This is a genomic window from Dorea phocaeensis, assembly GCF_900240315.1.
Lineage (GTDB): Bacteria > Bacillota > Clostridia > Lachnospirales > Lachnospiraceae > Dorea_B > Dorea_B phocaeensis.
Map to the genome: position 1 here is coordinate 21,814 of NZ_OEPZ01000001.1, position 24,649 is coordinate 46,462.

Genomic DNA, 24,649 nt, shown 5'->3' on the forward strand with positions numbered 1-24,649 from the left:
TATAATAACAGCAGAATTGAACTTGCTATCAAGCATAAGAAAGGACGTGGGAGCATGAGTAAGGTAGAAGATTTTATCGCAGCAACAAAATTAAGTGAGCTGGTGAATAAAAAGGAAGAAGATAAGCACTGTAAGACGGTTCTTTGGATTTTGGCGATCGTAGGAGCAGTTGCAGCAATCGCAGCTATTGCTTATGCAGTGTATTGTTTCTTTACCCCAGATTATCTGGAAGATTTTGAAGAAGATTTCGAGGATGATTTTGACGACGATTTCTTCAATGACGATGATCAGGTATAGAGGTTGAGATTAGCAGCGTAAGTTTGGCTGCATAAATCTGGAACCGTAGGTAAGTGCAGCAAAGGCAGTAAAAAAAATGATAAAAAAGCAGGTTGAGAGCCTATCTGAGGTGAGAAAGGCATCTTGCCTGCTTTTTTGGTGTAAAGTAAAATCCTTTTGGAGGAGTAAACAGGATCCTTCTATGCTATAGTAAGTGGAAGAAGAAATGATCCGGTGATGGAGGGAAAGAGATGGATGAGCAGTGTTATGCCCTGTTAATTGATGCGGACAATGTGTCTGCAAAATATATTAAGCCGATTTTGACGGAGTTGTCAAAATATGGGATTATTACTTATAAGAGAATCTACGGAGATTGGACCAGTACGCAGCATGCCAGCTGGAAGGATGAGCTGCTTCGTAATTCGATTACGCCGATCCAGCAGTTCAGCTATACGCAGGGGAAGAATGCCACAGATTCAGCTATGATTATCGATGCTATGGATATTTTGTATACCAATGATGTGGATGGATTCTGTATCGTCTCAAGTGATAGTGATTTTACAAGGTTGGTCAGTCGGTTGAGAGAAAGCGGGAAAATGGTAATCGGTATGGGAGAAAATAAGACGCCGGAACCATTTCGAAAAGCCTGTGATAAATTTACGATTCTTGAAAACCTGTTAAGTGACCAGGAACCGGCGGCGGAAAAGGAAGTCCATGATCAGATCAGCAAAGAAAAGATCGAGGATGCCATTATCAAGATGGTGATTGAAAATCAGAACAGCAATAAGGAATCGGGGCTTGGAGAGATTGGAAGCCGTTTAGTTAGCTTGTACCCAGATTTTGACGTACGAAGCTATGGATATAATATGCTGTCTAAATTCCTGGAAGAGTTTTCCGGAATTCAGTTGGTGAAACATGGAAATTATGTGTCGGTGGCATTGAAAGAAGACAGAGGCATGAAAGAGGATATCGACGCCTATGTAGTAAATCTAGTGCAGAAAGCCGGAAAAGACGGGATGGAGCTTAGTACGCTGGGAAACCGGGTTTATGAAAAGTATAAGGACTTTAAAATCCGCGATTATGGGTATGCTCAGTTCAATAAATATGTAAAAAGTGTGAAACATATCGAAGTGAAGCAGGATGGTACTATTTTGAAAGCACGCTATGTAAAATAGTGAGGAAAATCAAGATATAAAAGATGAATAAAAGCAAAGAAAATGACAGATAAATTGGCAGGAGAGAGGAACAGATAGGATGAAAAAAGGGCAGGTATATGAAGGGATTATAGAGAAAGTAGAATTTCCGAACAAGGGAATTGTTCCGGTGCCGGAAGAGGGTAGAAACGTAATTGTGAAAAATGGAATTCCGAGACAGAAAATTCGATTTTGTGTAAATAAATTCCGGAAAGGTCAGGCAGAGGGGCGACTTCTGGAGGTACTGGAAAAGTCTCCGTTGGAAACCAGGGAGCCGGTATGTGGTCTTTTCCCGGCCTGCGGCGGATGCATGTATCAGACGATGGCCTATGAGGAGCAGATCCTTATGAAAACCCGGCAGGTGAAGGAGATCATGGATGCGGCAGTAGAAGGAGACTATGTGTTTGAAGGGGTCAGGAAAAGTCCGAAAGAGTTCGCTTACCGCAACAAAATGGAATTTTCTTTTGGAGATGAGTATAAAGATGGACCGCTTTCCCTGGGACTTCATAAGAAGGGAAGTACGTATGATGTGCTGACAGCATCCGATTGCAAATTGGTACATGAGGATCTGACAAAGATTCTGATGTGCGTTCTTAATCATTTTAAAGATCTGGGAGCCAGCTATTACAAAAAAATGCAGCACGTAGGTTATTTGCGCCATCTGCTTTTGAGACGCGGAGATGTTACGGGAGAAATCCTGGTCAATCTGGTAACAACCACGCAGGAAGAGCATGAAATGCAGCCGCTGGTAGAAAAGCTTTTGTCCCTTTCCTTAGAAGGAAAGATCGTGGGAATCCTGCACATTCTGAATGATTCTTGGTCGGATGTGGTACAAAGTGATGAGACAAGAGTTTTGTATGGACAGGACTATTATTATGAAAAGCTTCTGGGAATGGATTTTAAGATTACGCCGTTTTCTTTCTTTCAGCCGAATACGAAAGGTGCAGAAGTGCTGTATCAGATTGTAAGAGATTATATTGGTGATATTCGGGATCTTACGGTATTCGATTTGTTCAGCGGAACCGGAACCATTGGTCAGGTTCTTGCGCCGGTAGCGAAAAAAGTAATTGGTGTGGAGATCGTGGAAGAAGCGGTAGAAGCGGCGAAAGAAAATGCCGTACACAATGGTCTTTCCAACTGTGAATTCATAGCAGGCGATGTATTTAAGGTGCTGGATGAGATCGAGGAAAAGCCGGATGTGATCGTGCTGGATCCGCCTCGTGATGGCATTCACCCGAAGGCGCTACCAAAGATTCTGGATTATGGAGTGGATCGGATCGTCTATATCTCCTGTAAGGTGACGAGTCTGGCAAGGGATTTGGAGATGATGCAGGCGAGAGGGTATAAGGTGGAAAAATGTGTGGCGGTTGACCAGTTCGCGGGCACGGTGCACGTGGAGACGGTAGTTTTGATGTCAAAGGTGAATCCTGACAAGTAAATATAGTGTAGAAAACAAGGGACTTTCTCAAAGACTATCGTTAAAAGGTATATGAAGTCTTGCAGAAAGTCCTTTTTTGATGCTTGAAAATAGTTAAGTGGGAACTGGTCTACTTGGTGGGGTTGACACTAGGGAATGGATAACAGAAATTTGAACCCTAGAGGGGTTCAATAGGTATTTAGTCTTATGTTGGCTTACAGAATATAGGTATTCACGGAATTGCAAAACGATAGGGTATCTTGATAAAAATCAAAATTCGTGATATAATAATGAAACTAACTTTGACTAGAATTAAACTGCTGAAACAGTAGATTAAGGAGTGAATAAATGCAAATTAGTTATAAACCTTTATGGCATACACTTTTGGAAAAGGGAATGTCTAAAGAAGATCTTAGAACAATGGCAAAACTATCAACAAATGCCATTGCGAATATGGGAAAGGATAAGAATGTAAGTATGTCAACCTTGCTTAAAATATGTGAAACACTCCAGTGTGATTTGGATGCTGTAGTGGAATTGAAAGGACTGGATCCAGTAAAGGAAAGTGAGGAAACTGAGGCTCGCATTGAACATAAAACATATTCACCAAGACTGGTGTCACTGTTTTCCGGCTGCGGAGGAATGGATAAAGGCTTCGAGAATGCAGGGTATACAAGGGTATGGGCAAATGACTTTGACAAAGATGCCCAAGCAGTTTTTAGACTCAATCTCGGAGAAATTGATGGAAGAGATATAACAACGGTGCCCGTAGAGGATATTCCAGATTGTGATATTTTAACTGCTGGATTTCCGTGTCAGCCATTTTCAAACGCAGGCAATCGTAGAGGAGTTTATGACGAGAGAGGCGAGTTGTATCTTGAGTGTTTAAGAATAATAGAGCATCAACAACCACGAGCTGTTTTATTTGAAAATGTTAAAGGCTTGATGTCTTCTAAACACCAGAGCGGAAAAAAATTGATTGATGTAATCAAGGAGGACTTAGAAGGGCTAGGTTATCTTGTTAATTATAAAGTGGTAAATGCATCTGATTATGGAGTACCGCAAAATAGAGAGCGTATGATACTTGTAGCTTTAAGAAAGGATCTTGGAAAGACATTTGAATTTCCTCCTGTTCAGAGCGATAAAAGTAAGCTTACATTAAGACACATTTTAGATATTCCTGCAGATGTGCCGAATCAAACATTTTGGCCATACTCCCCTCAAGCACAGAATATGGTTGATCAGATTCCAGAAGGAGGTTCATGGAAGAGTATTCCATACGAGAACCTTTCTCCAAGATTCAAAAGAATCCGGGATGATATGAAAAGGTATCATGCTCCGAACTTTTATAGACGCTTTAGCAGAGATGAAATAAACGGAACGATTACAGCATCTGCGCAGCCGGAAAACTGTGGAATAACACATCCAACAGAGAATAGGCGTTATACAATTCGAGAAATTGCACGAATTCAAACGTTCCCTGATGATTTTAAATTTATTGATGATACAACTAAAAATATAGTAGCAATGTACAAAGTAATAGGAAATGCTGTACCTTGTCATCTTGCAGAGGTGATAGCAAATGCTATTTATAAGCAAGCTTTCGAGGAGGAAAAATAAATGAAATATTACATCAAAAAAGACCAGGTTAGTGAATCAATAGAATACTTTAAAAATGCAGGATTTGATACTGACGATATGCTTTTCTTGTTTTTAATGGCTAAGCATATGGGAGTGAGCTCTTCTTACCCTGTAACATTTTTAAACAGTGCTTTAACTTCTGAGCAAAAGAAGGAAGAGTTAAATTCTTTATGGCTACTTGGTGGATTATTTGATTCTGACGAAATGTGTAGTTCAAAAGGAGTTATGTTTCCAACTGCCTTTAGAAAGTTGGCCTTTTATCAACCGGGAACTGAATTTAATAAAATTCCCGGAAGAATGAAAGACACTGTTGAAAAGAAGAATATCAACGTCCCTATTTTTAATGATGTGGATTCAAAGCTTACACTTAGAAGTAATTATAAGGATTTGATTGATGAAAAATATTTAAAGGGTCAAAAAATATCATTATCCAAATTAGCAGCTTGGCTCTTCCGTTTTAGTTCATTTGAGTTCGATTCAATACCAAATGAGAAGCAGTTTTCAAGAGTCTTGGATAAGGCAATCAAGAAGTATTTTAAAATAACAAAAAATGATTTCCTTTGGCTGTTTGAGGACGACATATCAAATTGTCGCTTAATTCCCGATACAGATAGTATTAAGGGGCAAGAAGTAAGAGATCAGTTCGATTTTGACGCAACAAAGATGCCTGAAGTTAATGTGATTTCAGTTCCTGAAGATGCCCAGGTTAGTATCTATGATAAGGATACGGTTGCGCATTACTTGGCATTAAATGGTGATAATCCTAGTGACAGCGATATTTACGATATTCTGATGAATAAGGAACAAATTGTGTTAACTGGAGTGCCAGGTGTCGGAAAATCAAGATATACAAAAGCTCTTACAGAAAGTGGAGAATTTGCTGATAGCTTAACGATACAATTTCATGCAAATTATTCATATGAAGATTTTATTGGTGCTGAAGTTCTTAAATCAGAAGATGGAGGTACATACGTTACTACTAAACAGGGGGTATTCTTAAAATTCATTGAGAAGGTTAATAGTGATCCGAATAAATCAAATAAATACTTGCTGGTGATTGACGAATTGAACCGTGGAAATATTGCAGAAATATTTGGAGAATCAATACTTGCTTTGGACAGAAATTATGAAGCGAGCTTGTCAAAAGAATACGAAGATGTAGGAACTCTCTCAATCCCACACAATTTGTATATTGTGGCAACAATGAATACAAGTGATAGAAACATTGCTTTCTTGGATTTAGCTATAAGAAGAAGATTCGCATTTGTACCTCTTTTGCCAAACTATGACTTCTTATCAGAAGAAGTTATGTTCCAAGACTTTGATTTGGGAAATATTTTAAAGCAGATTAATCAGAGAATTATTGATACTTTAAAAGACCCAGAGCTTATTTTAGGTCAGTCCTATTTTATTCCGAAGATCAATGAGTCTGGTAAATATATTTGGGAAGCAAATGATTTTAAAAACCAGTTTAATTTTGTTTTGTTACCAACATTAAGAGAATACAGCTTTAATAATGCGAGTGCCATTGGATCAATTGTCGGAGAAAATCTATCCGATGGAATACAAGATTTAGATGATTTCATGGCTTCATTCTCTGCTGAATTTGGAGAATGAGGAGATGTGCTATGGAAATAATGGAGTCTGCTGAACAAAATATTATTACTGTTCAACCAGAAGAAATTGCTTTTTTTGAAGAGTTCACTAAGAAGTATGCGATTAGCTGGACCAGAGAAGAAAAATTGAACAATATTCTTCCTTTAAGTAAGTCGTATGTTGGTTATATAACAACTCCAACAAGGATTATATCTTTAAATCCTAAGTATCACGAGATTGGATTTGAACACATTATACGAATTTATCTTTATGTATATGGGTACAGACCAACTGATAGTGCAGCGATTTTGGATGTTTCTGAGTCCGAAACAAGTGCTGATGTTGCATCAATGTTTATTAAGAATCTCAAAAGAAATATTCAAGAGGGAATTATACGTTCTTATCAAAAGTTAGATATTAGAAGTGAATCATTGCAAGGTAAAGTAAATTATACTCGAACCTATACGAATGTACTTACCGGTAAAGGTAAACCAGTTATCAGTAGAGTATCAAAATTGTCGATTAAGAATAATATTAATTCGCTGATACTATCTGCATTAGAAAAATTAAAACATACAGACGAATATTTCTCAGATGCGGCACAGTTGGAAATGTATTTTTATGGAGCTGATAGAAATGTTCAAAATGGCAGTGCTTTACTTCAAGAAATAACTTTTAATTCCAATACGGCTAGATATAGGAGAACTTTAACGTATGCAGCAATGATTATTGACCAATTAACATACAGTGATAAGGGATCCTCCGTTGGAACGGACAGTTTTTTGATTAACTTTGATATGCTGTTTGAGGATTTTGTGGCTAAAATTCTCAAAGAAATTCCAGAAAAACGTGAATTTACTACGTGGTCAGCTAAGAAAAGATTTGCAGATGTAATAGGTAGCACCGGCGTATATTCTGGAAGAGAATATCAACCGGATATTATATATAGGTACAAAGAGGAAGATGAAGCATTTGACTATATGCCATCGGCTTATGCTGTATTAGATGTAAAAAATAAAGCGTATGGACAATTTAAAAATGCAGATATCTACCAGATTATGATGTATGCAAAATTACTCCACAGTGAAAAAGCATTATTGCTATACCCATCGTTTACCAATAGAAGAACAGAAACACTCTCGTTAAATTCTGAAATTTTTAATCCATCCTTAATATATGCTTGCTTTGTGAATATAGGGGATGAGAGTGGTGAAAAATTTCTGCAATCGATTCATGAGTTTGCAAATAACGTTGTATATATAATACAGGACATACAGCATTTGTAGAAAAGGAAGGAGGTCATACAGTGAAAAGAATATGCTTCGGAACAATGTTTACTATATTGTATCAAGCCCGAGTTAGTGGTCAGAATCCAAAGGTCACTAATGATTCGCTGTGTGATGCTCTTTTTTCTGTTTTTGGAGATGACTTTACCTATTGTGGTTCCACAGCGGGACATTTAAAAGGAGGACATGACAACGTTCCATTGAGCTTGCAATCTGCTGCAGGAGGAATGTCATTTGAAGAAGCTGATGCAAACTTCCAGAAATATATTTCACCAATGATTAAGGATGAAATGAAGGAAGCTATTGTACGAGCTATTAAAGATGTTCTAGTGGAAGATCCTGTAAGTGACAATACGATTATTGGATATATAGATGGATATCAAAAGGAAAGAATAATTCAGAAGTCAACATTTAGTTTTTCTGCAGTAGTAGTATCAGTTCTATATTATGCAATTACCAAGGTCGACAACCATTCATGTCAATCTGAAATAAAATTGATTGATAAGGATTTTGTAAAGAACAGAATTGCTGATAATCGTCCGATATATTTTGAGGATTCAAATGCAGCCGCTTATTTACCGCTTGATAATACTTTATGTGATCCAACGTTCAACCGAATATTTGAGAAAGTCTATAATAGTCTCTGTTCCGGAACAACTAACCCTGCATCAATTGCTATATACTCAACGGATATAACAAATCGAAAAATCAATTTTAGAAATGCCAAGCAGTTTGTCCTGGATAATTTGACGTCTTATGTAATGTCAAGAGAACAAATAAATAGGATGAACAAAGTTGGTCGTGCTGCAACCGCTGGTATTCAATCTTTACAGAAATTTATTGGGGCAAGTGGACGTTCTAAAGAAACGCTCCTGGGCGAAACTTTGTTATATGTTTTTATGGAGCAGGTACTTGGAGCACCGAAAATATTAAGTAAGATTGAAGTAGATGATATTGCAAATAGGAGTAAAAGTGATGGTATTTATCTGTTTCGTTTAGAAAGACGTGGAATTCCATATAATCAGTTATTGTTTGGAGCATCAAATATTTATGGGGATTTGAAAATTGCCATTGATAGCGTATTCACGAAAGTTCAGAAAATAGAACAAAATTATGATGAGGAATTCATAATTGTTGATAACACAAAAAACCAAAATATTCTTCCAGATGGAATGAATAAGTATATGAAGGAGATTATGTTTCCGTCAACATTATTGCCAAATTCGAATCCACCAGACATGGCGTTTGGTTGTTTCCTCGGATATACAGTCAATGTGGCATCAAGTGCTATTGATAATGTACAGTATAAAGCTGATGTAAAAGCTCAAATGAAATCAGATATTGATGCAGCGATTCCGTATATTAAGAATCAAATTGATGTGCTAGGCTTAAATAATTATGAATTTTATTTTTATGTTGTCCCATTTAATGATGCTACTAACGAAAGAGTGTCGTTAATTGATGAAATGATTGGAGGGATATAAGTATGCAAATACCAAGAGATGAAACCCTCGCTGAAGTTTTATATAGGGATATAGATAAAAATGAGTATTTAAATGAAATCTACAGCAATTTACTTTTTAATTATTCTGCAAAAATGTTTCATTCGGAGGAGCAGCTAAAAGAAATAAATATTATGCATGCACTCCGATTTGCTGATTTACTATCAAAATCTACATATGAGCCGGTAGCTGATAAGCATAAACTTTGGGGGCAGGAAATTGGAATATTACTTTCCCTTCTTTACCCTGAAAATACAAAAGTTAAATATTACCTTGGATCAATTCTGTCAACGCTTGGTAATTATCGAGGTTTACAGTCAAAGGCTGTGGAAGGATTTCAAAGCGCTGATTTGTTCGATAGCATTTATTATGCTTACGATATGAGTAATCATTTAATTCCCGGAAAAGAAAGCGAATATTTCTTTCATGATCAGAAACTTGTTTATGACGGTCTTGAGTGTAGATATTTCAGTTATTCTGGACCGACATCTATGGGGAAATCTTTTGTTGTCCAAACCTATATAGATGAGCAAATTCGGAACGGATATCAAAAAAATTATGCTATTTTGGTTCCTACAAAAGCTCTTATAAACGAAGTTCGTAGTAACATCATTTCTTCACTTAAGGAAGAGTTAAATAATAAGAATTATAGGGTTGTAACGGCATCTGAGGATTTGGTTCTAAAGCAGGATCATAATTTTGTGTTTGTGATGACACCAGAAAGGATGCTGTATTTATTGCTTTCATCGCCAGATATAAAGCTAGACTTTCTATTTATAGATGAAGCTCATAAAATTTCGGAACGCGGCAGCAGAAGTACATACTACTATAAAGTCATTATGCAGATTATATCTTCCGGACAACACCCTAATATTATATTCGCCTCCCCCAATATTCCAAATCCAGATGTATATCTTGGAATAGTTCCACACGAGGATGATGCTGAATTAGTTAACTTAGCTTCAAAATACAGTCCAGTATGCCAGTTTAAGTATTATGTAAATATGTGTGATAGAAAAATCTATGCATATAATGACTATGCAAAGGATAAAATTCCTTTTACATATGATGATTTTGATAAGGGAATAATTGGTCTCGTTGACAGAGTTGGAGTAGGAAAACAGAATCTTGTTTACTGTAGCTCAAAGCGAAAGGTACTGGATTTAGCTGTTAAATACGGAAGAACAAAACAAATAATAGGAAATGAAAAATTAGAAGCACTTGCTAAAGATGTGCGACAAGAGGTTCATGATAACTGTTATTTAGCTGATTTAATTCGTAGAGGTGTTGCGTATCACGTAGGATATCTGCCTGCCAATATTCGATTGAGAATCGAAAAAAGTTTCGAAGAAGGTGACTTGCGAACTATCTTTTGTACAAGTACCTTAGTAGAAGGTGTTAATTTGCCAGCGGACAATTTGTTTATGACAAGTTATAAGACAGGACTGTCAAATATGGATGAAGTTGAGTTTAGAAACTTAGTAGGTCGTGTAGGCAGAATCAAATACAACTTATACGGTAATGTCTTTTTTGTACGTGATGATCCTAATCTGCTGGATTCAAAATATGTAAGTCTATTAAAAGAGGATGTTCCTCCGCAAAAATTATCGATTGAAGTCAAGCAGAATAAAAAACTTTTTGAAATAGCAATCAGTGATTTGATTAAAGGTGATATGGAACTTACGGAATGCCATGAGAAAAAAAGCAGTGAGCAAGATTATGAAGCTATAAGAAAATTCTCAATGATACTTACAAGAGATATTGCTATAGGTAATGACTCACCGATTGTTTCTGCTTTTATGAAGTCTGGAGCATTGGATGATAACTCGGTCAAATTGATTCGAGAGAAATTTCCAGTGACAAAGACAAGTGATGATATTACTATCTCATATGATCAGGCAGAAAACCTTACAGACTACGTTGCTAGTGGTAAAACGTATCCGGAATTAAAAGGCGAAAACGATGATGTAGATTTTGAAGAACTAGTAGCGTTTCTTGTTGATCTAAAAAGGATTTTTAAGTGGGAAGTTTATGAACGAGATACCATCGGGAAAAATGATGATGTACTTAGATGGTATGCACAGATTCTTCTCAGATGGATCCGTGGAAATGGAATCAATAGAATTATTGATAATGCTCTTAAATATAAAGCCAATCATGCTGATAAGGGAGTGTGGATTGGAAAGGCAAAAATCGCTGATTATTATGAAGGTACAAAAGACCATCAAAACTATGTTATAGCTGAAACGCTAGGAGTAGTAGAGAATGTTCTCCTATTCAGCATTTCAAATTACTTTAGAAAATTTTCAGCTGAATATAAAAAACAACATCAAGTTGATTCATTCCCGAATGATTGGTACGAGTATGTAGAATATGGAACTACAAATCCTATGACTATATTTTTGCAACAATCCGGGTTTTCCAGAGAAGTATCAAGCTTTATTCAAGAACATCAAGATAAATATATTATAGAGTCTGATCACGAGGTTAAAATAAAAAAGACTATTTTGCATTGTGGCAACCTTGGGGTAGAAACAGAAGCGAATGATATACAATTTAATATGCCAGAACTCTTTGTGGAGTAAATGTGAAATGGGGACTTCCTACAGAAATGTGGGAGGTCTTTTTTTATGCTTATTTTTGCCCCATACTTTTTCCCATTGTTCCCCATACTAGAACCCATATTTTGAGTGCAGCATTTCAGTCATAATGGAATCAAGCTAAAAGAAAGCGAGGTGATTGAAATGGCAAAGAATATAAAACAGACATCAAGATCTGTTGCTTCTAAAGCAAGCAAAGTTCTTCGTGACGGTCGCTACAGCAAGACCTCAAAGTCTGTAGCTGGAAGTGCATTGTCACAGACTAGACCTAAGAAGAAATAGGTTAACAAAAGAAGGCAGAGAAGGATTTGAACAATCCGCCTGCCTCTCCCGAAAGGGAGAAGTAATAAGTATAAAAACATCTGACTCTGAGATGAGGATGCAAAATCTTTGTAACTTCATCTGAGTGCCAGACACTCAAAAACTGTCTTAAGGTTCATCCCCTGATCAAGGATGCCCAGAGCCAAGAGACAGCAACAAATTAATAACAGTCAACCCACTGGGACGGTTGGCCATTTAAGAAGTGAGGATTCATTCTTATGGCCAATATTTATGGGAAGTTCCGTGTGGATTCTCACTTCGATTTCAGATCGAAGGAGGATCTACAATGGAAAATCTACAGACAAAAAGTGAAAAGCAGTATTACATCCCTATGGAAGTAAATGAAACATCAAAGGAATTCATCATTGCAAATGGTTTTGATTTATCGACCGATGCTGTATGGACCAAGATTGGACATCGCACAGTTCGTGCCATCATGATTCCGGCAACGAAGGAACAGTACCTGGAATATATGAGACCTTTGTGGCGAGAGGACAAGCAGGGACAGAGGGCAAGCAAACAGGAAGATGAAAGCAAAATGCAGCCAGTATCACTGGATCAGCTTTATGAGAGTACGGAATACGAAGTATCCGATAGGTATGCTGTTTCTAAAACTGATGTATTAGAAGGAAATAAAGACTTTCTATACAAAACGACTTGTAGAAAATCAGATGTATGGTCATATGAAAAAGAATGGAGAATTATAACGGCCAATTTCAACAAAGTGATGCCACAAAAATTGAAATATCCTAATGGAAAATATGTTCTAGATTTAAAAGATAATATAAAGGCATTTTATTTAGGAGCAAAGATTTCAGATGATTTTAAATATGAGATGATTCAATTTGGAGAGAGGAATGGTATTAGCGTTTATCAGATGATGTTATCTTCCAAAACGTATGAATTACAAGCTAAGAAAATAGTATAGAATTTTTTGAGTTGAAAATATTATCTATATTAAGTTAAATCCATAGAAATAGAAGAAGATTTTATTGAATGGAGAAGTATCTTCGTAATTGGGAGAGGAAAATTAGTGGGTGTTAAAATATTAGATGATTAATAAGGACATAGCCAATTGAGGAATTACAAAACGACATTTTCCGCATTATGTGATAAAATTAAACTGAGATGTAATTTTATAAATAAATATAGGTGAAGGGGGACACTGACAAACAATACAGAAGAAGATTGGACGGACATAGACTTGATTTTTCAGTTGGTAGACTCCGGACAAGAGCCGGTAGAAGTCGCTGGTATGGTGCCTGATCTGCGGGCTGATCTATCAGAACTTTCTGCTGGAGAGACAAAAGAATTTGTTACAGCATGGTTTCCGGCTGTATTGGAATCCGATTTTGATAAAGTGAAGGGATATCATATAGAAAAATTCGAGTATAGTAGCGAGGAAAAATAAAAAAGTTATAAAATGACGATAAAAGAGATATTCAGTTGAGGGGGCGCCTCAACAGGATATCTCTTTTCTGTTACGTGTGTCCAGCGAAGCTGGGCCACACTTGCCGGTGCCAGTCCGGTCGCGGTAATTGCCAGTGAGCCGCGTAGCTAAACCCGGTGCGTTGCAGTAATGCAGGGTGCTAAGCGGGTGGATAAAGTAACCTTGATAAAAGGAGCGAGCAAACATGCAGACCGTAACATAAAGTGAATTCTGCCGTATCGTTAAAAAGGTCTCGAAAGAGGGTAAAGAGAAGTTGAGCCTTGCTTACATAGGCGAAAACCATGGAACGTGTGAAGAAACTGGAAAAGCAGCACGGAAGAATCTCTAGGTATATAGGAAACGGTATGTATGGAAAGTGTGGTTCGGAACTGGAGAGACCCTACCCATCACCGAAAGGTAAAGAGAAAGCGTATAAGCTTGGCGAAATCGCATTTCTGATGGGAGGGAGTCGGAGAGGAACATAGTACCGATAATGATTGTGCAAGAAAACACAGTTTATGGGAAGGTTCCTTACTTCATTCATGTTTGTAGAGAGGGTAAGAGTGAGAGAATGTCATGCAGACTAACAACTCCAAAGAAAAAGTTCGACAACTTCAAAACAAACTATATCTGACAGCCAAGAAATGTAACAGCAGAAGATTCCATCTGCACCTTTACAAGGTGGTACAACAAGAAACACCAAAGGCGAAACAGAATGTCAAAGGTGGGATTCGTTAGAAATAGCATTTACGAAAAAGGGTTAAAGAAAATGGCTGAAGCATGACGTAATGCTGTAGAAAGAAGAATGTCGGAAAGCCGTGTGAGGGAGAACCTCATGCACGGTTTGATGAGGGGAAAGAGGGCAAATGCCCTCTAACCTACTCTACAAACCACTTATAAAATTTTCCTCTTGACAATCCTTTTGAATAGTTTATAATGTGAACTGTTTGCAAAGTGAACTAAATGAATTAACAGGGAGAAAATTATGAACAAAAGAATAAAACGGATTTTAAAAATTACGGGAATTACCATTTTGTCGGTGATTTTGATTTTCGCAGGTGTATTCACCGGAATGTTTCACAGGGAGGTTCGTACATTGAATTCCATCGAAAAACTTGATGAACATCCATTGTATACTATGGAATATAAGGGCGACTACGGAATGGATGAATTCTTGGAAGTGGGCGCTTGCAATGATCAGGAACTGGTGAAATTTGTAGTTGACAGATTGCTGAAAGGTCTGCCGTTAGAAATCAATATTCCGAGTCTGGGATGTTCTACATTTTTGGCGAAAAATGAAGAGTCGGATGGTTATCTGTTCGGACGAAACTTTGACTTAAATGCATCACCGGGAATGTTTGTACGAACCCAGCCGGAAGATGGGTATGCATCGATCTCTATGGTGAACCTTGGATTCATTGGCTATGGTGAAGAGAAGCTTCCGGACAATATGAAGGATGCACTTCTGACATTGGCGGCTCCGTATGCACCGTTAGATGGAATGAATGAGAGAGGTCTTTGTGTAGGTGTGCTTTTGATCGACACAGAGCCTACCAATCAGCAGACAGAGAAGGTAGACATTACCACAACAACAGCGATTCGAATGCTCTTAGACCAGGCGGCGACGGTGGAGGAAGCGGTAGAACTTTTGAAGCAGTATGACATGCATTCCAGTGCCAACAGCTGCTATCATTTCCAGATTGCGGATGCATCCGGGAATTCTGTAGTGGTTGAGTATATTGATAACGAGATGAAGGTGGTAAGATCAGAGGAATCCTATCAGGCAGCAACCAACTTTTTGCTGACGCCAGGGGATTATGATTTTGGAAAAGGGCAGGATCGCTACGCCATTTTAATGGATACATTGGAAGAACAGAACGGTATCGTAAATTCCGAGGAGGCAATGGATCTTCTTCAGGCAGCTTCGCAGGATCCGCACAGAACGGACGATGGTGATATCAGTGCAACACAGTGGTCTGTGGTCTATGATATGGAGACATTATCTGCTACAATATGTATGGGACAGGATTATGAGAATACATACATATACTCTGTCGAAGAACCAGAAAAGTAAATGTTTTTGAGGGATGATATATGAACGAATTGAATGAGCAGATTTTAGACGCATGGATCCAGTTGACAACCGCAATTAATAATGAACGTATTGTATCAGAGATGCCGTTAAACGAGGCGCTGATCTGCCGGATGCTCTATCATAATAAGGAGAGAAATATTACAGCAACGGATTTGTGTGGATGGACGAAGATGCAGAAATCACAGATGAACCGCACGCTAATCAGTATGGAGCAAAAGGGCTGGATTCACAGACAGCGTTCAGAAAAGGACAAGAGACAGATTTTTATCGCGCTGAATGAGGATAAGATGATTTTATACCGGGAACAGCACGAGCATATTTTGAGTATTGTAAATAAGCTGGTAGATCGAATTGGAGAGGAAAATGCCAATCAGGCGTTAAAGCTTTTCAATTTGATTGCACAGATTGCAGGAGAGGAGATCGTATGATTCGAGTATTGGTAGATTCGGCAGCAGATTTTTCCCAGGAGGAAATTAAGGAGAGAGGATTATATCTGGTGCCATTACAGGTAAACTTTGAGGAAGAGCAGTATTTGGATGGAGTGAATCTAAAACGGGATAAATTTTATCAGAAATTAACGTCCGGGAAAGTATTTCCTAAGACATCCCAGCCATCCCCGCAGGAGTTTTTAAATGTTTTTGAGGAAGTTAAGAAAAATGGGGATGAACTGATCTGTATCCTGTTGTCCTCTGCATTAAGCGGCACATATCAGAGTGCACTTTTGGCACGTAATATGGTGGAATATGAAAAGATTTATTTGGTGGATTCCTTAAGTGCGGTTGTGGCGGTTCAGATGCTGTGTGACACAGCGCTTAAGCGGATCGCACAGGGGAAGACGGCAGAAGAGATTGTAGAGGAGCTGGAAGAAGTAAAGGGAAGAACCAGGATTTTTGCGGCTCTGGATACACTGGAGTATCTGGCTATGGGCGGAAGAATCAGTAAGGCCGCCGCGGCGATCGGAGAGATGGCGAATATTAAGCCTGTCATTACGGTAAACAAAGAAGGAAAGGTTGATGTGATCGGCAAAGGGCTTGGCATAAATCGAACGCTGGGATTTTTGCAGAAAAAGGTGGAAGAAGCACAGATTGATGAGCAGTACCCAATCTATTCTCTGTTTTCTTACGGAGAAGAAAACTGTGGGAAGCTGGAACAGCGGCTGGAGAAGAAAGGATATCAGATTCAGGCACGGCGTCAGATCGGTCCTGCAATCGGAACGCATATTGGTCCGGAAGCATTTGGAATATGCTTCTGTGAAAAATAGAAAGAATGAAAATAGACAAAAGGATCCTTCCGGGAGCATCTCAATTGACTCCCTGGAGGGTTCTTTTCTCTTTTAAATGACTTGAATTGAAAAAACAGCCGCTGTATAATACCCTATATAGTATTTTGAGAAAGAAAGCAGTCTATATAGTGAGGATAAGGTATGTTTTGTAGACAGTGTGGAACGGAAAATAAGGATGATGTAAAATTTTGCAAAAAATGCGGGGCGGAATTTTTGCAGGATCCTGTGAGCAAAGGCGGATTCTGGGAAGCAGAAGGAAACGAAGATAGAAGGAATGAGAAAGCTGTTGGAAAGAAGAATAAGGGCAGCTGGAGCGGCCGTAGATGGGTTGTGATCACGGCGGCTTTTCTTATTATGGGACTTTGTGCGGCGTCTTCTTTTACCTTGATGGCACACAAGGAGAAGAGAGATTATAAGAAATATATTGCGCAGGCTGAGAAGTATCTGGAAGATCTGGATTATGAAAATGCGGAAGCGGCGTATTTAAGGGCTGTGAAAGTGGCGCCGAAAGAACAGGAGCCTTATGAGAAGCTGGCATGGATTTATGAAGAGCAGGAAGAGTATGAGAAGGCGGAGGAAATCCTGGCAGAAGGAGAAAGTCAAAAAGATCCTTCCAAGCAAAGAGAAGAGGTTGGAGAAGAGAGTCAGACCGCAGATCAAAATGCAGAAGAAAACGATAAGAAGCCGGAAAAAGATCCGGATAAAAACGGACAGAAAGATCCGGAGAAGCAAGAAGGCGAGGATGGGAAAACCAATAGTAAAAAAGCTTATACCTGGGCAGTAGAGCCCAAAATAGAGGCGGATGATATTTATTATCTGAAAGATGAAAATATGAAAGATTACTCCTGGAATGCGTTAAACAGGCAGATGAATACGTCCTATGCAGTCCTAAAGAGAAAGGATGCTTATGGAATTATCGGAATGGATGGAAAGCTGGCGGCGGAAGTAAAGTACCAAGGCGTGGGCTGTATTTGGAAATATTATGAATTAGAGACGAAGGAGCCGGTGTATGAGCCAGAGTATGATACTGAGATGTCGGATTATTATTTTGTGGAAGAGGACAAGAAGGTAAAGCCGGCAGTTGCAGTCTTTGGAGATGCCCAGCTTTATCGGGGGGGATTTTATTACTGTGACGGACTTCATAATGTAGCCGAAGCAGCAGAAGCCATCTCAATGGGGATGGAGTATCAGAAGAAGCCGGAAGCGGTGATTCCTGTGAAGCGTTCGGAGGAATTGTATAATGGGGATCAGAATGATCGCCAGTGGTACGAGGAACTGAAAAGTAAATATGCGCTCTGTGATCCGGAAGGGGAGCTGCTGACAGATTTTATTTATGAAGAATGTGGAGTGGCTTCCGAAGGAGTGGCTGCGGCAAAGAAGGATGGAAAATGGGGCTATATTGACGAGAAAGGAAAGACGGTGATTCCGTTTGAATACGATGCTTCCTGTACTTACGAATCTTACGTGTTCAGTTATGACACCGTAAGTAAGCCGGAAGAAGAGGAGTTCTGTTACGCGGCTTCGGATGGATATGTGCCACTTTGCAAAAAGGGAAAATGGGAACTTCGGGACACTTCCGGAAAAGTCGTGATTTCGGCAGGCGTATTCGAAGAGATTCGTCCGGTGCACGACGGAAAATGCTGGGTAAAGAAGGATGGAAAATGGGGAGTGATCCGTCTAAAGGAGAAAGAGGACAATGAGAGAACAGATTCTGACAATCATAGATACAAACGGTAAATTAAGTGAGATCTCACTTGGACAATATCAAAAGCAGAAGCTGGTATTGGGAAGAGATGAATCCATCTGCGACGTTGTGATGACGGACGCGATTGTTTCCAAGATTCAGGGGACAATGCTGTTAGAGAATGGACGGCTGATGTATCAGGATGAAGACAGCAGGAACGGAACCTTTCTAGGATTGGGAAGCGGAAGACGACTTCTAGCGAAACAAGATGGTATGGTGGAAGTATATGATAAGGATATTCTCTGTATCGGTAATTTACAACAGTCGCGGAACCGGGTTTTGCTTCTGTATTCGGTTAGTGAAAAGCGGGAAGTGTGGAAATGGAAGCCTTTGAGCAGAGAAGTTATAACGATTGGAAGGGATTCTTCTAATGATATCTGTCTTCCGGGACCGGGAATTTCCCGTGTGCATTGCAGAATCGGCAGGATACAGGGCACTTGTGTACTGGAAGATTCCGGCAGTGTGAATGGAGTATTAGTAAACGGAGAGCGGGTAACGGGAAGAAGAAAACTTCAGGATAAGGATGTAATTCAGATTCTAGGCTTCCAGCTTCTGTTCTGTCAAAATGGAATCTATTATAAAACAGCGCCCGAAGGAATCTCTCTTCAGGTACGTGATGTCACGAAGGAAGTCGGAAAGGGATCAAAGAAAAAGCGCATCTTAAATCATGTAAGCTGTGAGATTGAGGGAAATGAATTTGTGGCAATCATTGGAGGATCCGGTGCGGGAAAGACGACGCTGATGAATGCGATCAGCGGATTTGAACCGGATTTTGCGGGCAAGGTATATTGTAATGGTACAGATCTGGTGGAACACTTTCAGATGTTAAAGAATATGATCGGATTTGTACCGCAGCAGGATATTATTTATGAAAATCTGACGCTTAAGAAGATGCTATATTACGCAGCCAAAATCCGAATGCCGAAGGATACCAGGGCGTCGGAGATTGAGAAACGGATTTTGGAGGTTCTTCAGATGGTAGATCTGGTGGAGCATCAGAAGACTTATATCCGTAAGCTGTCGGGAGGGCAGAAGAAGCGTGCCAGTATTGCAGTGGAACTTTTAGCCGATCCGAAGTTATTCTTCTTGGATGAACCTACATCCGGTCTGGATCCGGGAACGGAGAAAAACTTGATGATCAGTTTGAAAAAGCTTGCAAGGCAGCAGAATAAGACGATTATCATGGTTACCCATACAACGGCAAATCTTCATTTGTGTGATAAGATCATCTTCATGGGACCAGGAGGAAGGCTTTGTTTTTGCGGAAATGTGGAGGAAGCAAAGGCTTTTTATCAGACGGATGATCTGGTGAATATTTATAATATGATTGCGGAGGATCCGGAAGCCTGCGAGAGAAAGTATCGAAATGCCAGACAGCGGGAAAAGAATTCAGGTACGGCAGGAGAGAGAAAGCCAATTCCGGTGAAACGATCCAAAAACGCGAGATTTCAGCAGTTCCTTGTGCTGGCACAGCGTTACGGGGAGCTGATGTTCCACGATACGCAGCGGTTACTGGTGTTATTACTGCAGCCATGTTTGATTGCAGCCCTTTTGTATGTAGTGGCAGATAAGGATATCTTTAAGATCTATGAAAGTACCAAGTCGATGTTGTTTGCTCTTAGCTGTTCGGGAATCTGGATTGGTCTGTTTAATTCGATTCAGGAGATCTGTAAGGAGCGGACGATTGTAAAAAGGGAGTACATGGCAAACCTGCGGCTTCCGGGGTATGTTATGTCTAAGTTTGTATTTCAGTTCGCACTTGGCGGAATTCAGGCGGCGGCGCTTACGATGATTTTCTTAGGCTTGATTGGTAAGAAACGGGCGGGAATTTTCTTCAACAATTTTACAATGGAGATGTTCCTTACGGTATGGCTGACCGTTTTGGCGGCGATTGCACTTGGTTTTGTACTGTCGGCGATGGTGCGAAGCGGGGATAAGGCAATGGCGGCAGCCCCCTTTGTGCTGATTATTCAGCTTTTGTTCTCTGGAATTCTCTTCCAGTTAAAAGGAGCAGGGAAACTGATTTCTTATTTTACAGTTAGCAGATGGTCTGTGGAAGCGCTTGGAAGTATTGCTAAGCTGAATCGGCTGGATTTGAAACTTCAAAAAGATTATCCGATGCTGGAACATGAGGCGGAAGCTTTCTTTAAGGCGGCGAAGGGTCACGTAGTGCAGTGCTGGGGAATCTTACTTCTGATGACGGTGGTATGTCTGGTGGTGAGTATGATTTCCCTGCGGAGAATTGCAAAGGACAGGCGATAGGAGGAAGAAGATATGCGCGATTATTTGAACGGCTGGACGGCGGAAACGGCGAAGATGATTCCGCCGATAGAAAGAACAAAAGGACAGAAGCCTGCGGTTAAGATTCGGGAATATATTCCACCCATTGCGAAGCAGGAAGAGGCGGCGTATGAAGAGGAAGCAACCGTATTTTTAAGCCGTTCGCCGAAAGTATCGCTTCGGCTTAGACGGGAAAAGACGGGGGAAGAGATAGAAGTAGGAACGGACTCCTTTCTTCTGGGAAAAGGAACGGACTGTAATTATGTGATTCAGGGAAATGTTTCTGTCAGCAGACATCATGCAAAGATCTGGAAGGAAGAAGATTTCTATGTTTTACAAGATCTCAATTCTTTAAATCATACATTCGTAAATGGGAATGAGATTTCGGAAGCGGTAAAGCTGGAGAATGGAACAAGAATTCTGCTTGCAGATGAAGCGTTTGAAGCATTATTGGAAGTAGAATAACAAAGATAAGGGAACAGAAGATGAGAAGTGGAAATGAGTTATCGGATACATATCAAATCATAAGAAAGCTAGGAGAAGGCGGTGGAGGCATCGTCTATCTGGCTTATCATAAAAGGCTTCGCAAGGAAGTGGTCTTAAAGCAGATCAAGGGGAAACGGTTTTCTGTGGCGGATAAGCGTCAGGAAGTGGATATTTTGAAAAACCTGAATCATTCTTACCTTCCCCAGGTTTTAGATTTCCTGACGATTGACCATGAAGTCTATACAGTGATGAGCTACATTCCGGGAAAATCCTTCCGTCAGCTTCTGAAAGAGAAGAGACGATTTTCACAAGGCGAGCTGATCCGATATGGAATGCAGATCTGCAGCGCGCTCAATTATCTGCATAGTCAGAATCCTCCGGTTATTCACGGAGATATTAAACCGGCCAATATTATGTTGACTCCACAGGGGAATATCTGTCTGATTGATTTTAATATTTCTTTCTTTTTAGATGAAAATGCAGTGTTGGGATACACAGATGGTTATACCTCTCCGGAGCAATATATTATTGCGCTGGATAAGGAGTCGGAGCGTTCCATTGGAAAGTATGCAAAGATTGATGAGAAAGCAGATCTTTACAGTGTGGGCGCTACGCTTTATCATTTGGCGACTGGAAAGAAGCTTAGCGGATACAAGGATCGTTTGGATCGGGAATATCTGGCGGAGAGAACCAGCGAGGCATTTGCCCAGGTTATTGCGAAATCAGTGGAGATTGATCCAAAGAAACGATTCCAGAACGCATTTGAGATGTTCCTTGCATTTCAGAATGTAGCGAAGAAGGATTGGAGATATCAGGCGCTCCTTCGCAGACAGAAGGCAGTCCGTTTTGGACTGCTGATAGGAATGGCAGGATGTCTTGCTATTGGCGGTTATGGTATTTATCGAATCCGGGCGGAACGGGTGACAGAATATAACAGACTGGTGGCACAGCAGGAAGAATATCGGGAAAACAAGGAGTATGACAGGCAGGAGGAAGTCTTTGAAGAGGCAGTTCGGATTTTGCCGACTTCCTTGGAAAGCTATTATCAGAATGCCTGTGCGCTGTTTGAGCAGGAAGCCTACGAAGATTGTATTTCCTTTGTGGAGTATGATGTGGAAGAGAACGAAAAACTGAATCTGATGCAGGAGCGAATGGCAGATCTTTATTATCTTGCAGCAGAAAGCCATATGGAGCTTGAAGAATATGAAGAAGCTGTAGAAGCCTTTGAAAAATTGTTCCAGCGGGGCGGATTCCATCAGGTATATTACCGGGATTATGCTGTGGCGCTGGCTTATAATGGAGAAGAAAATGAGGCTGAGAAGGCTCTTAATGAGGCGATAGACTTAGGACTTGGGGAAGATTCTGTATATTATACCCGCGGAGAAATTAAGAAGTCTCTTGGAAAACCAGAGGAGGCGGTACAAGATTTTAGAAACTGTATTGAAATTTCCGAAGATGCAAAATTAAAAGCAAGAGCATATGTCCTGATTCAGGATCTTTATGAAGAACAGGGAAGAGACCTGGATCAGCGGGAGATTCTAAACGAAGCAAGGAACGCGCTGCCGATGGAAAATCAAATGTTGATTTTGCAGCGTTTGGTAGAAGTGGATCTTAAGCTTGCGGGAAAAAGTGGAGAAAACAGCTATCTTAAGGAAGCGTCTGATGCCCTTCTAACTGTGATCGATCAGGGATGGGACAGTTACGATACCTATAATAATCTGGTGATTTTGATGCAGAAGCAGGGGAATCTTTCAGATGCAGAAACCTATGCCAAAGAAATGCTGGAAAAATATGGTGAAGATTACAATATCTATAAACGGCTGGCATTTCTGGAAATTGATAAGCAGGAGCAGAAGCAGAACAGGCAGAGGGATTACCGTTCGTTTGAAGAATACTATGAGAAGGCAAAAAAATGGTATCAGGAAGAGCAAAAAGAGAACGATACAGACAGTGAGATGGAGCTGTTGAATCAGGTATATCAGCAGGTAGTATCAGGAGGTTGGTTGTCAGAATGATGATAGGATGGATTCTTACAGGAATTGGATTGACGGGAGCAATTGCCTGTTTGGCGGCATTGATTGCAACGGGCAAAAGCTTTGCAAGACAGAGGGAGCGCCTTCTGGAGAATATAGAAGAGGAGCAGGAGGACAAAAGATGAGGAAGACATGGAGACATATCGCGGCGGCATTGTTTGTGGTGTCGGGGTGTATGATATTTTTACCGTTGATTGAGGTGTCGGGAATTTCTATTTCCTTGCTAGATGTGATGAAGATGGGAATCGGAAGTGGAGCGGATGCATGGGGAGAACTTGGAGAGATTGCAAAAAACTACATGAAACCATTTTTCTTCCTGATTCTTGCTCTGATTGTATTGATTCTTGCAAGTGCGGTGCTTTGTGAGGCGGCAGGCTGGAGAAGGTTTTATATTCCGGCATTTGGGGGAGCGTTGATCATAAATGTGTTGGTTGTAATCTGCAGTGTTTCTGTATATCAGAAAATGAAAGCACTTCGGAGTGGACTGGATTTCTTTGGAATGGGGGATGTACTTCGGATCCGAAGTCTCCCGATTGTATTATGGTGCCTGATCTATGCCGGAATCTTTACACTGTGCGTTTTAGGACTGTTAAAGGCCAGACAGATTCCGCAGACTGGCGCATATGATATTTTGCCGGAGGGATTTCATCAGAAAAAAAATCCCTGGGAAACGCAAGGGAGACAGTCGCATCCGGTGACGGAGCAGGACTATTTGAACCAGATTCAGAGTTTGGAGAAAGAAAAGCAAAAGCAGCAAAAGCAGCAAAAGCAGCAGGCGTGGGAGCAGAATCTACTGAGCGATTATCAGGGAGCGTTGCGCGGAAAGAGTGGAATATTTACCGGAAAGGTTTTCCTTATGGAAGAGAGAGTTCCTGTCTACTTTGTGTGGGATGGGCAGCAGGTGTCAGTCGCAGGACAGCAGAGTGAGGAAGTGCTGGCGGAGGTATTCTATCTTCCTGTATATGGCGAGTATTGCGTTACCCCAAAGGAGAGGTGCTGCTGCTTTTTAGAGAGTGGACAGCCGCTTGGAAAGGAGCGCCATTACTACTTGTCCAGAGGAACGATTCTTTATCTGAAGGATCCAAGAATGAAATTTGAGCTGGCCTAGCAGAAGAAATGCAAAAGAAGCTTTAGGTTAGAAATACATAGAAAGAGAGAGACGGATATGGGAAGCAAAGATGAGACAGTATTTGTAAATTATGAAAAATTGAATCCGAAGAATCAGATGGGAAATGGACAATTGGATGAATTAAGCCAGACGTATCTGGAACTTGGAAAGGCGTACTATGAGGGGGGATTTGAGGATCCCCTTCCGGAGCTGATTGCTTTCTTTGATAAAATTACGCAGTTAAAACAGAAAAAGACAGAACGCTTCTGTCCAAATTGTGGAGAGAAAGTTGCAGAATCCGCGGCGTTTTGCAGGAAATGTGGACATAAGCTGAAATAATTTCAGGAGAGGACGAAAAAG

General features: G+C 40.2%; 22 protein-coding genes. All 22 read left to right on the top strand.

Going from position 1 to position 24,649, the window contains the following annotated elements; translation table 11 throughout:
* The first annotated feature begins 54 nt into the window (after positions 1–54).
* The 22 genes from C0979_RS00110 to C0979_RS00205 all read left to right on the top strand — a co-directional run bounded on the left by C0979_RS00110 (position 55) and on the right by C0979_RS00205 (position 24,628).
* Entirely contained in the window at positions 55–297 is a 243-nt protein-coding gene (locus C0979_RS00110; RefSeq protein ID WP_101694051.1) for a DUF4366 domain-containing protein, read from the top strand.
* Positions 298–527: 230 nt separating this feature from the next.
* On the top strand, positions 528–1,451 hold the full coding sequence (locus C0979_RS00115) for an NYN domain-containing protein (RefSeq protein ID WP_101694052.1): 924 nt from the start codon (positions 528–530) through the stop codon (positions 1,449–1,451).
* Positions 1,452–1,530: 79 nt separating this feature from the next.
* Positions 1,531–2,907, top strand: coding sequence for a 23S rRNA (uracil(1939)-C(5))-methyltransferase RlmD (rlmD, locus tag C0979_RS00120; RefSeq protein ID WP_101694053.1), 1,377 nt, complete (start codon positions 1,531–1,533; stop codon positions 2,905–2,907).
* 327 nt (positions 2,908–3,234) lie between these two features.
* Entirely contained in the window at positions 3,235–4,506 is a 1,272-nt protein-coding gene (dcm, locus tag C0979_RS00125; protein WP_101694054.1) for a DNA cytosine methyltransferase, read from the top strand.
* Positions 4,507–6,144 (top strand): McrB family protein, encoded by a 1,638-nt coding sequence (locus C0979_RS00130; protein WP_101694055.1) that lies wholly within the window; start codon positions 4,507–4,509, stop codon positions 6,142–6,144.
* An 11-nt stretch (positions 6,145–6,155) separates the two neighbouring features.
* Positions 6,156–7,409, top strand: coding sequence for a 5-methylcytosine restriction system specificity protein McrC (locus C0979_RS00135; protein WP_159459839.1), 1,254 nt, complete (start codon positions 6,156–6,158; stop codon positions 7,407–7,409).
* A 20-nt stretch (positions 7,410–7,429) separates the two neighbouring features.
* Positions 7,430–8,893, top strand: a complete 1,464-nt coding sequence (locus tag C0979_RS00140) for a HamA C-terminal domain-containing protein (RefSeq protein WP_101694057.1) — start codon at positions 7,430–7,432, stop codon at positions 8,891–8,893.
* Between the two features lie 2 nt (positions 8,894–8,895).
* A complete protein-coding gene (locus C0979_RS00145; RefSeq protein ID WP_101694058.1) occupies positions 8,896–11,496 on the top strand; it encodes a DEAD/DEAH box helicase in 2,601 nt (866 codons plus the stop codon).
* Positions 11,497–11,655: 159 nt separating this feature from the next.
* Positions 11,656–11,793, top strand: coding sequence for a hypothetical protein (locus tag C0979_RS11935; protein WP_200816232.1), 138 nt, complete (start codon positions 11,656–11,658; stop codon positions 11,791–11,793).
* A gap of 325 nt (positions 11,794–12,118) precedes the next feature.
* A complete protein-coding gene (locus tag C0979_RS00150; RefSeq protein ID WP_101694059.1) occupies positions 12,119–12,760 on the top strand; it encodes a DUF2971 domain-containing protein in 642 nt (213 codons plus the stop codon).
* A 276-nt stretch (positions 12,761–13,036) separates the two neighbouring features.
* On the top strand, positions 13,037–13,243 hold the full coding sequence (locus tag C0979_RS00155; RefSeq protein WP_101694060.1) for a hypothetical protein: 207 nt from the start codon (positions 13,037–13,039) through the stop codon (positions 13,241–13,243).
* 320 nt (positions 13,244–13,563) lie between these two features.
* Positions 13,564–13,746 (top strand): hypothetical protein, encoded by a 183-nt coding sequence (locus C0979_RS00160; protein WP_242962612.1) that lies wholly within the window; start codon positions 13,564–13,566, stop codon positions 13,744–13,746.
* 500 nt (positions 13,747–14,246) lie between these two features.
* The gene (locus C0979_RS00165; protein ID WP_101694061.1) at positions 14,247–15,335 is read left to right on the top strand and encodes a C45 family autoproteolytic acyltransferase/hydrolase; all 1,089 of its coding nucleotides are present in this window, start codon (positions 14,247–14,249) and stop codon (positions 15,333–15,335) included.
* Between the two features lie 20 nt (positions 15,336–15,355).
* Positions 15,356–15,784: a MarR family winged helix-turn-helix transcriptional regulator gene (locus C0979_RS00170; protein WP_101694062.1), complete on the top strand. Its 429-nt coding sequence runs from the start codon at positions 15,356–15,358 to the stop codon at positions 15,782–15,784.
* Positions 15,781–16,617, top strand: coding sequence for a DegV family protein (locus tag C0979_RS00175; RefSeq protein ID WP_101694063.1), 837 nt, complete (start codon positions 15,781–15,783; stop codon positions 16,615–16,617). Before C0979_RS00170 ends, C0979_RS00175 begins: the two co-directional genes overlap by 4 nt.
* A 162-nt stretch (positions 16,618–16,779) precedes the next feature.
* Entirely contained in the window at positions 16,780–18,375 is a 1,596-nt protein-coding gene (locus C0979_RS00180; RefSeq protein ID WP_101694064.1) for a WG repeat-containing protein, read from the top strand.
* Positions 18,335–20,644 (top strand): ATP-binding cassette domain-containing protein, encoded by a 2,310-nt coding sequence (locus tag C0979_RS00185; protein ID WP_101694065.1) that lies wholly within the window; start codon positions 18,335–18,337, stop codon positions 20,642–20,644. Before C0979_RS00180 ends, C0979_RS00185 begins: the two co-directional genes overlap by 41 nt.
* Before the next feature lie 12 nt (positions 20,645–20,656).
* Positions 20,657–21,127, top strand: coding sequence for an FHA domain-containing protein (locus C0979_RS00190; protein ID WP_101694066.1), 471 nt, complete (start codon positions 20,657–20,659; stop codon positions 21,125–21,127).
* 20 nt (positions 21,128–21,147) lie between these two features.
* The gene (locus tag C0979_RS00195) at positions 21,148–23,163 is read left to right on the top strand and encodes a serine/threonine-protein kinase (RefSeq protein ID WP_101694067.1); all 2,016 of its coding nucleotides are present in this window, start codon (positions 21,148–21,150) and stop codon (positions 23,161–23,163) included.
* Positions 23,160–23,306 (top strand): hypothetical protein, encoded by a 147-nt coding sequence (locus C0979_RS11830; RefSeq protein WP_159459840.1) that lies wholly within the window; start codon positions 23,160–23,162, stop codon positions 23,304–23,306. Before C0979_RS00195 ends, C0979_RS11830 begins: the two co-directional genes overlap by 4 nt.
* Entirely contained in the window at positions 23,303–24,289 is a 987-nt protein-coding gene (locus C0979_RS00200; protein ID WP_101694068.1) for a hypothetical protein, read from the top strand. Before C0979_RS11830 ends, C0979_RS00200 begins: the two co-directional genes overlap by 4 nt.
* 57 nt (positions 24,290–24,346) lie before the next feature.
* Positions 24,347–24,628, top strand: coding sequence for a zinc ribbon domain-containing protein (locus C0979_RS00205; protein ID WP_101694069.1), 282 nt, complete (start codon positions 24,347–24,349; stop codon positions 24,626–24,628).
* Positions 24,629–24,649 lie beyond the last annotated feature (21 nt).

Excerpts from the sequence above, each read along its gene's own strand:
- rlmD (WP_101694053.1), top strand. The coding sequence starts at position 1,531 with ATGAAAAAAGGGCAGGTATATGAAGGGATTATAGAGAAAGTAGAATTT.
- C0979_RS00170 (WP_101694062.1), top strand. The coding sequence starts at position 15,356 with ATGAACGAATTGAATGAGCAGATTTTAGACGCATGGATCCAGTTGACA.
- C0979_RS00115 (WP_101694052.1), top strand. The coding sequence starts at position 528 with ATGGATGAGCAGTGTTATGCCCTGTTAATTGATGCGGACAATGTGTCT.
- dcm (WP_101694054.1), top strand. The coding sequence starts at position 3,235 with ATGCAAATTAGTTATAAACCTTTATGGCATACACTTTTGGAAAAGGGA.
- C0979_RS00165 (WP_101694061.1), top strand. The coding sequence starts at position 14,247 with ATGAACAAAAGAATAAAACGGATTTTAAAAATTACGGGAATTACCATT.
- C0979_RS00130 (WP_101694055.1), top strand. The coding sequence starts at position 4,507 with ATGAAATATTACATCAAAAAAGACCAGGTTAGTGAATCAATAGAATAC.
- C0979_RS00175 (WP_101694063.1), top strand. The coding sequence starts at position 15,781 with ATGATTCGAGTATTGGTAGATTCGGCAGCAGATTTTTCCCAGGAGGAA.
- C0979_RS00190 (WP_101694066.1), top strand. The coding sequence starts at position 20,657 with ATGCGCGATTATTTGAACGGCTGGACGGCGGAAACGGCGAAGATGATT.
- C0979_RS00185 (WP_101694065.1), top strand. The coding sequence starts at position 18,335 with ATGAGAGAACAGATTCTGACAATCATAGATACAAACGGTAAATTAAGT.
- C0979_RS00200 (WP_101694068.1), top strand. The coding sequence starts at position 23,303 with ATGAGGAAGACATGGAGACATATCGCGGCGGCATTGTTTGTGGTGTCG.
- C0979_RS00150 (WP_101694059.1), top strand. The coding sequence starts at position 12,119 with ATGGAAAATCTACAGACAAAAAGTGAAAAGCAGTATTACATCCCTATG.
- C0979_RS00160 (WP_242962612.1), top strand. The coding sequence starts at position 13,564 with ATGGAACGTGTGAAGAAACTGGAAAAGCAGCACGGAAGAATCTCTAGG.
- C0979_RS00180 (WP_101694064.1), top strand. The coding sequence starts at position 16,780 with ATGTTTTGTAGACAGTGTGGAACGGAAAATAAGGATGATGTAAAATTT.
- C0979_RS00135 (WP_159459839.1), top strand. The coding sequence starts at position 6,156 with ATGGAAATAATGGAGTCTGCTGAACAAAATATTATTACTGTTCAACCA.
- C0979_RS11830 (WP_159459840.1), top strand. The coding sequence starts at position 23,160 with ATGATGATAGGATGGATTCTTACAGGAATTGGATTGACGGGAGCAATT.
- C0979_RS00145 (WP_101694058.1), top strand. The coding sequence starts at position 8,896 with ATGCAAATACCAAGAGATGAAACCCTCGCTGAAGTTTTATATAGGGAT.
- C0979_RS11935 (WP_200816232.1), top strand. The coding sequence starts at position 11,656 with ATGGCAAAGAATATAAAACAGACATCAAGATCTGTTGCTTCTAAAGCA.
- C0979_RS00195 (WP_101694067.1), top strand. The coding sequence starts at position 21,148 with ATGAGAAGTGGAAATGAGTTATCGGATACATATCAAATCATAAGAAAG.
- C0979_RS00205 (WP_101694069.1), top strand. The coding sequence starts at position 24,347 with ATGGGAAGCAAAGATGAGACAGTATTTGTAAATTATGAAAAATTGAAT.
- C0979_RS00110 (WP_101694051.1), top strand. The coding sequence starts at position 55 with ATGAGTAAGGTAGAAGATTTTATCGCAGCAACAAAATTAAGTGAGCTG.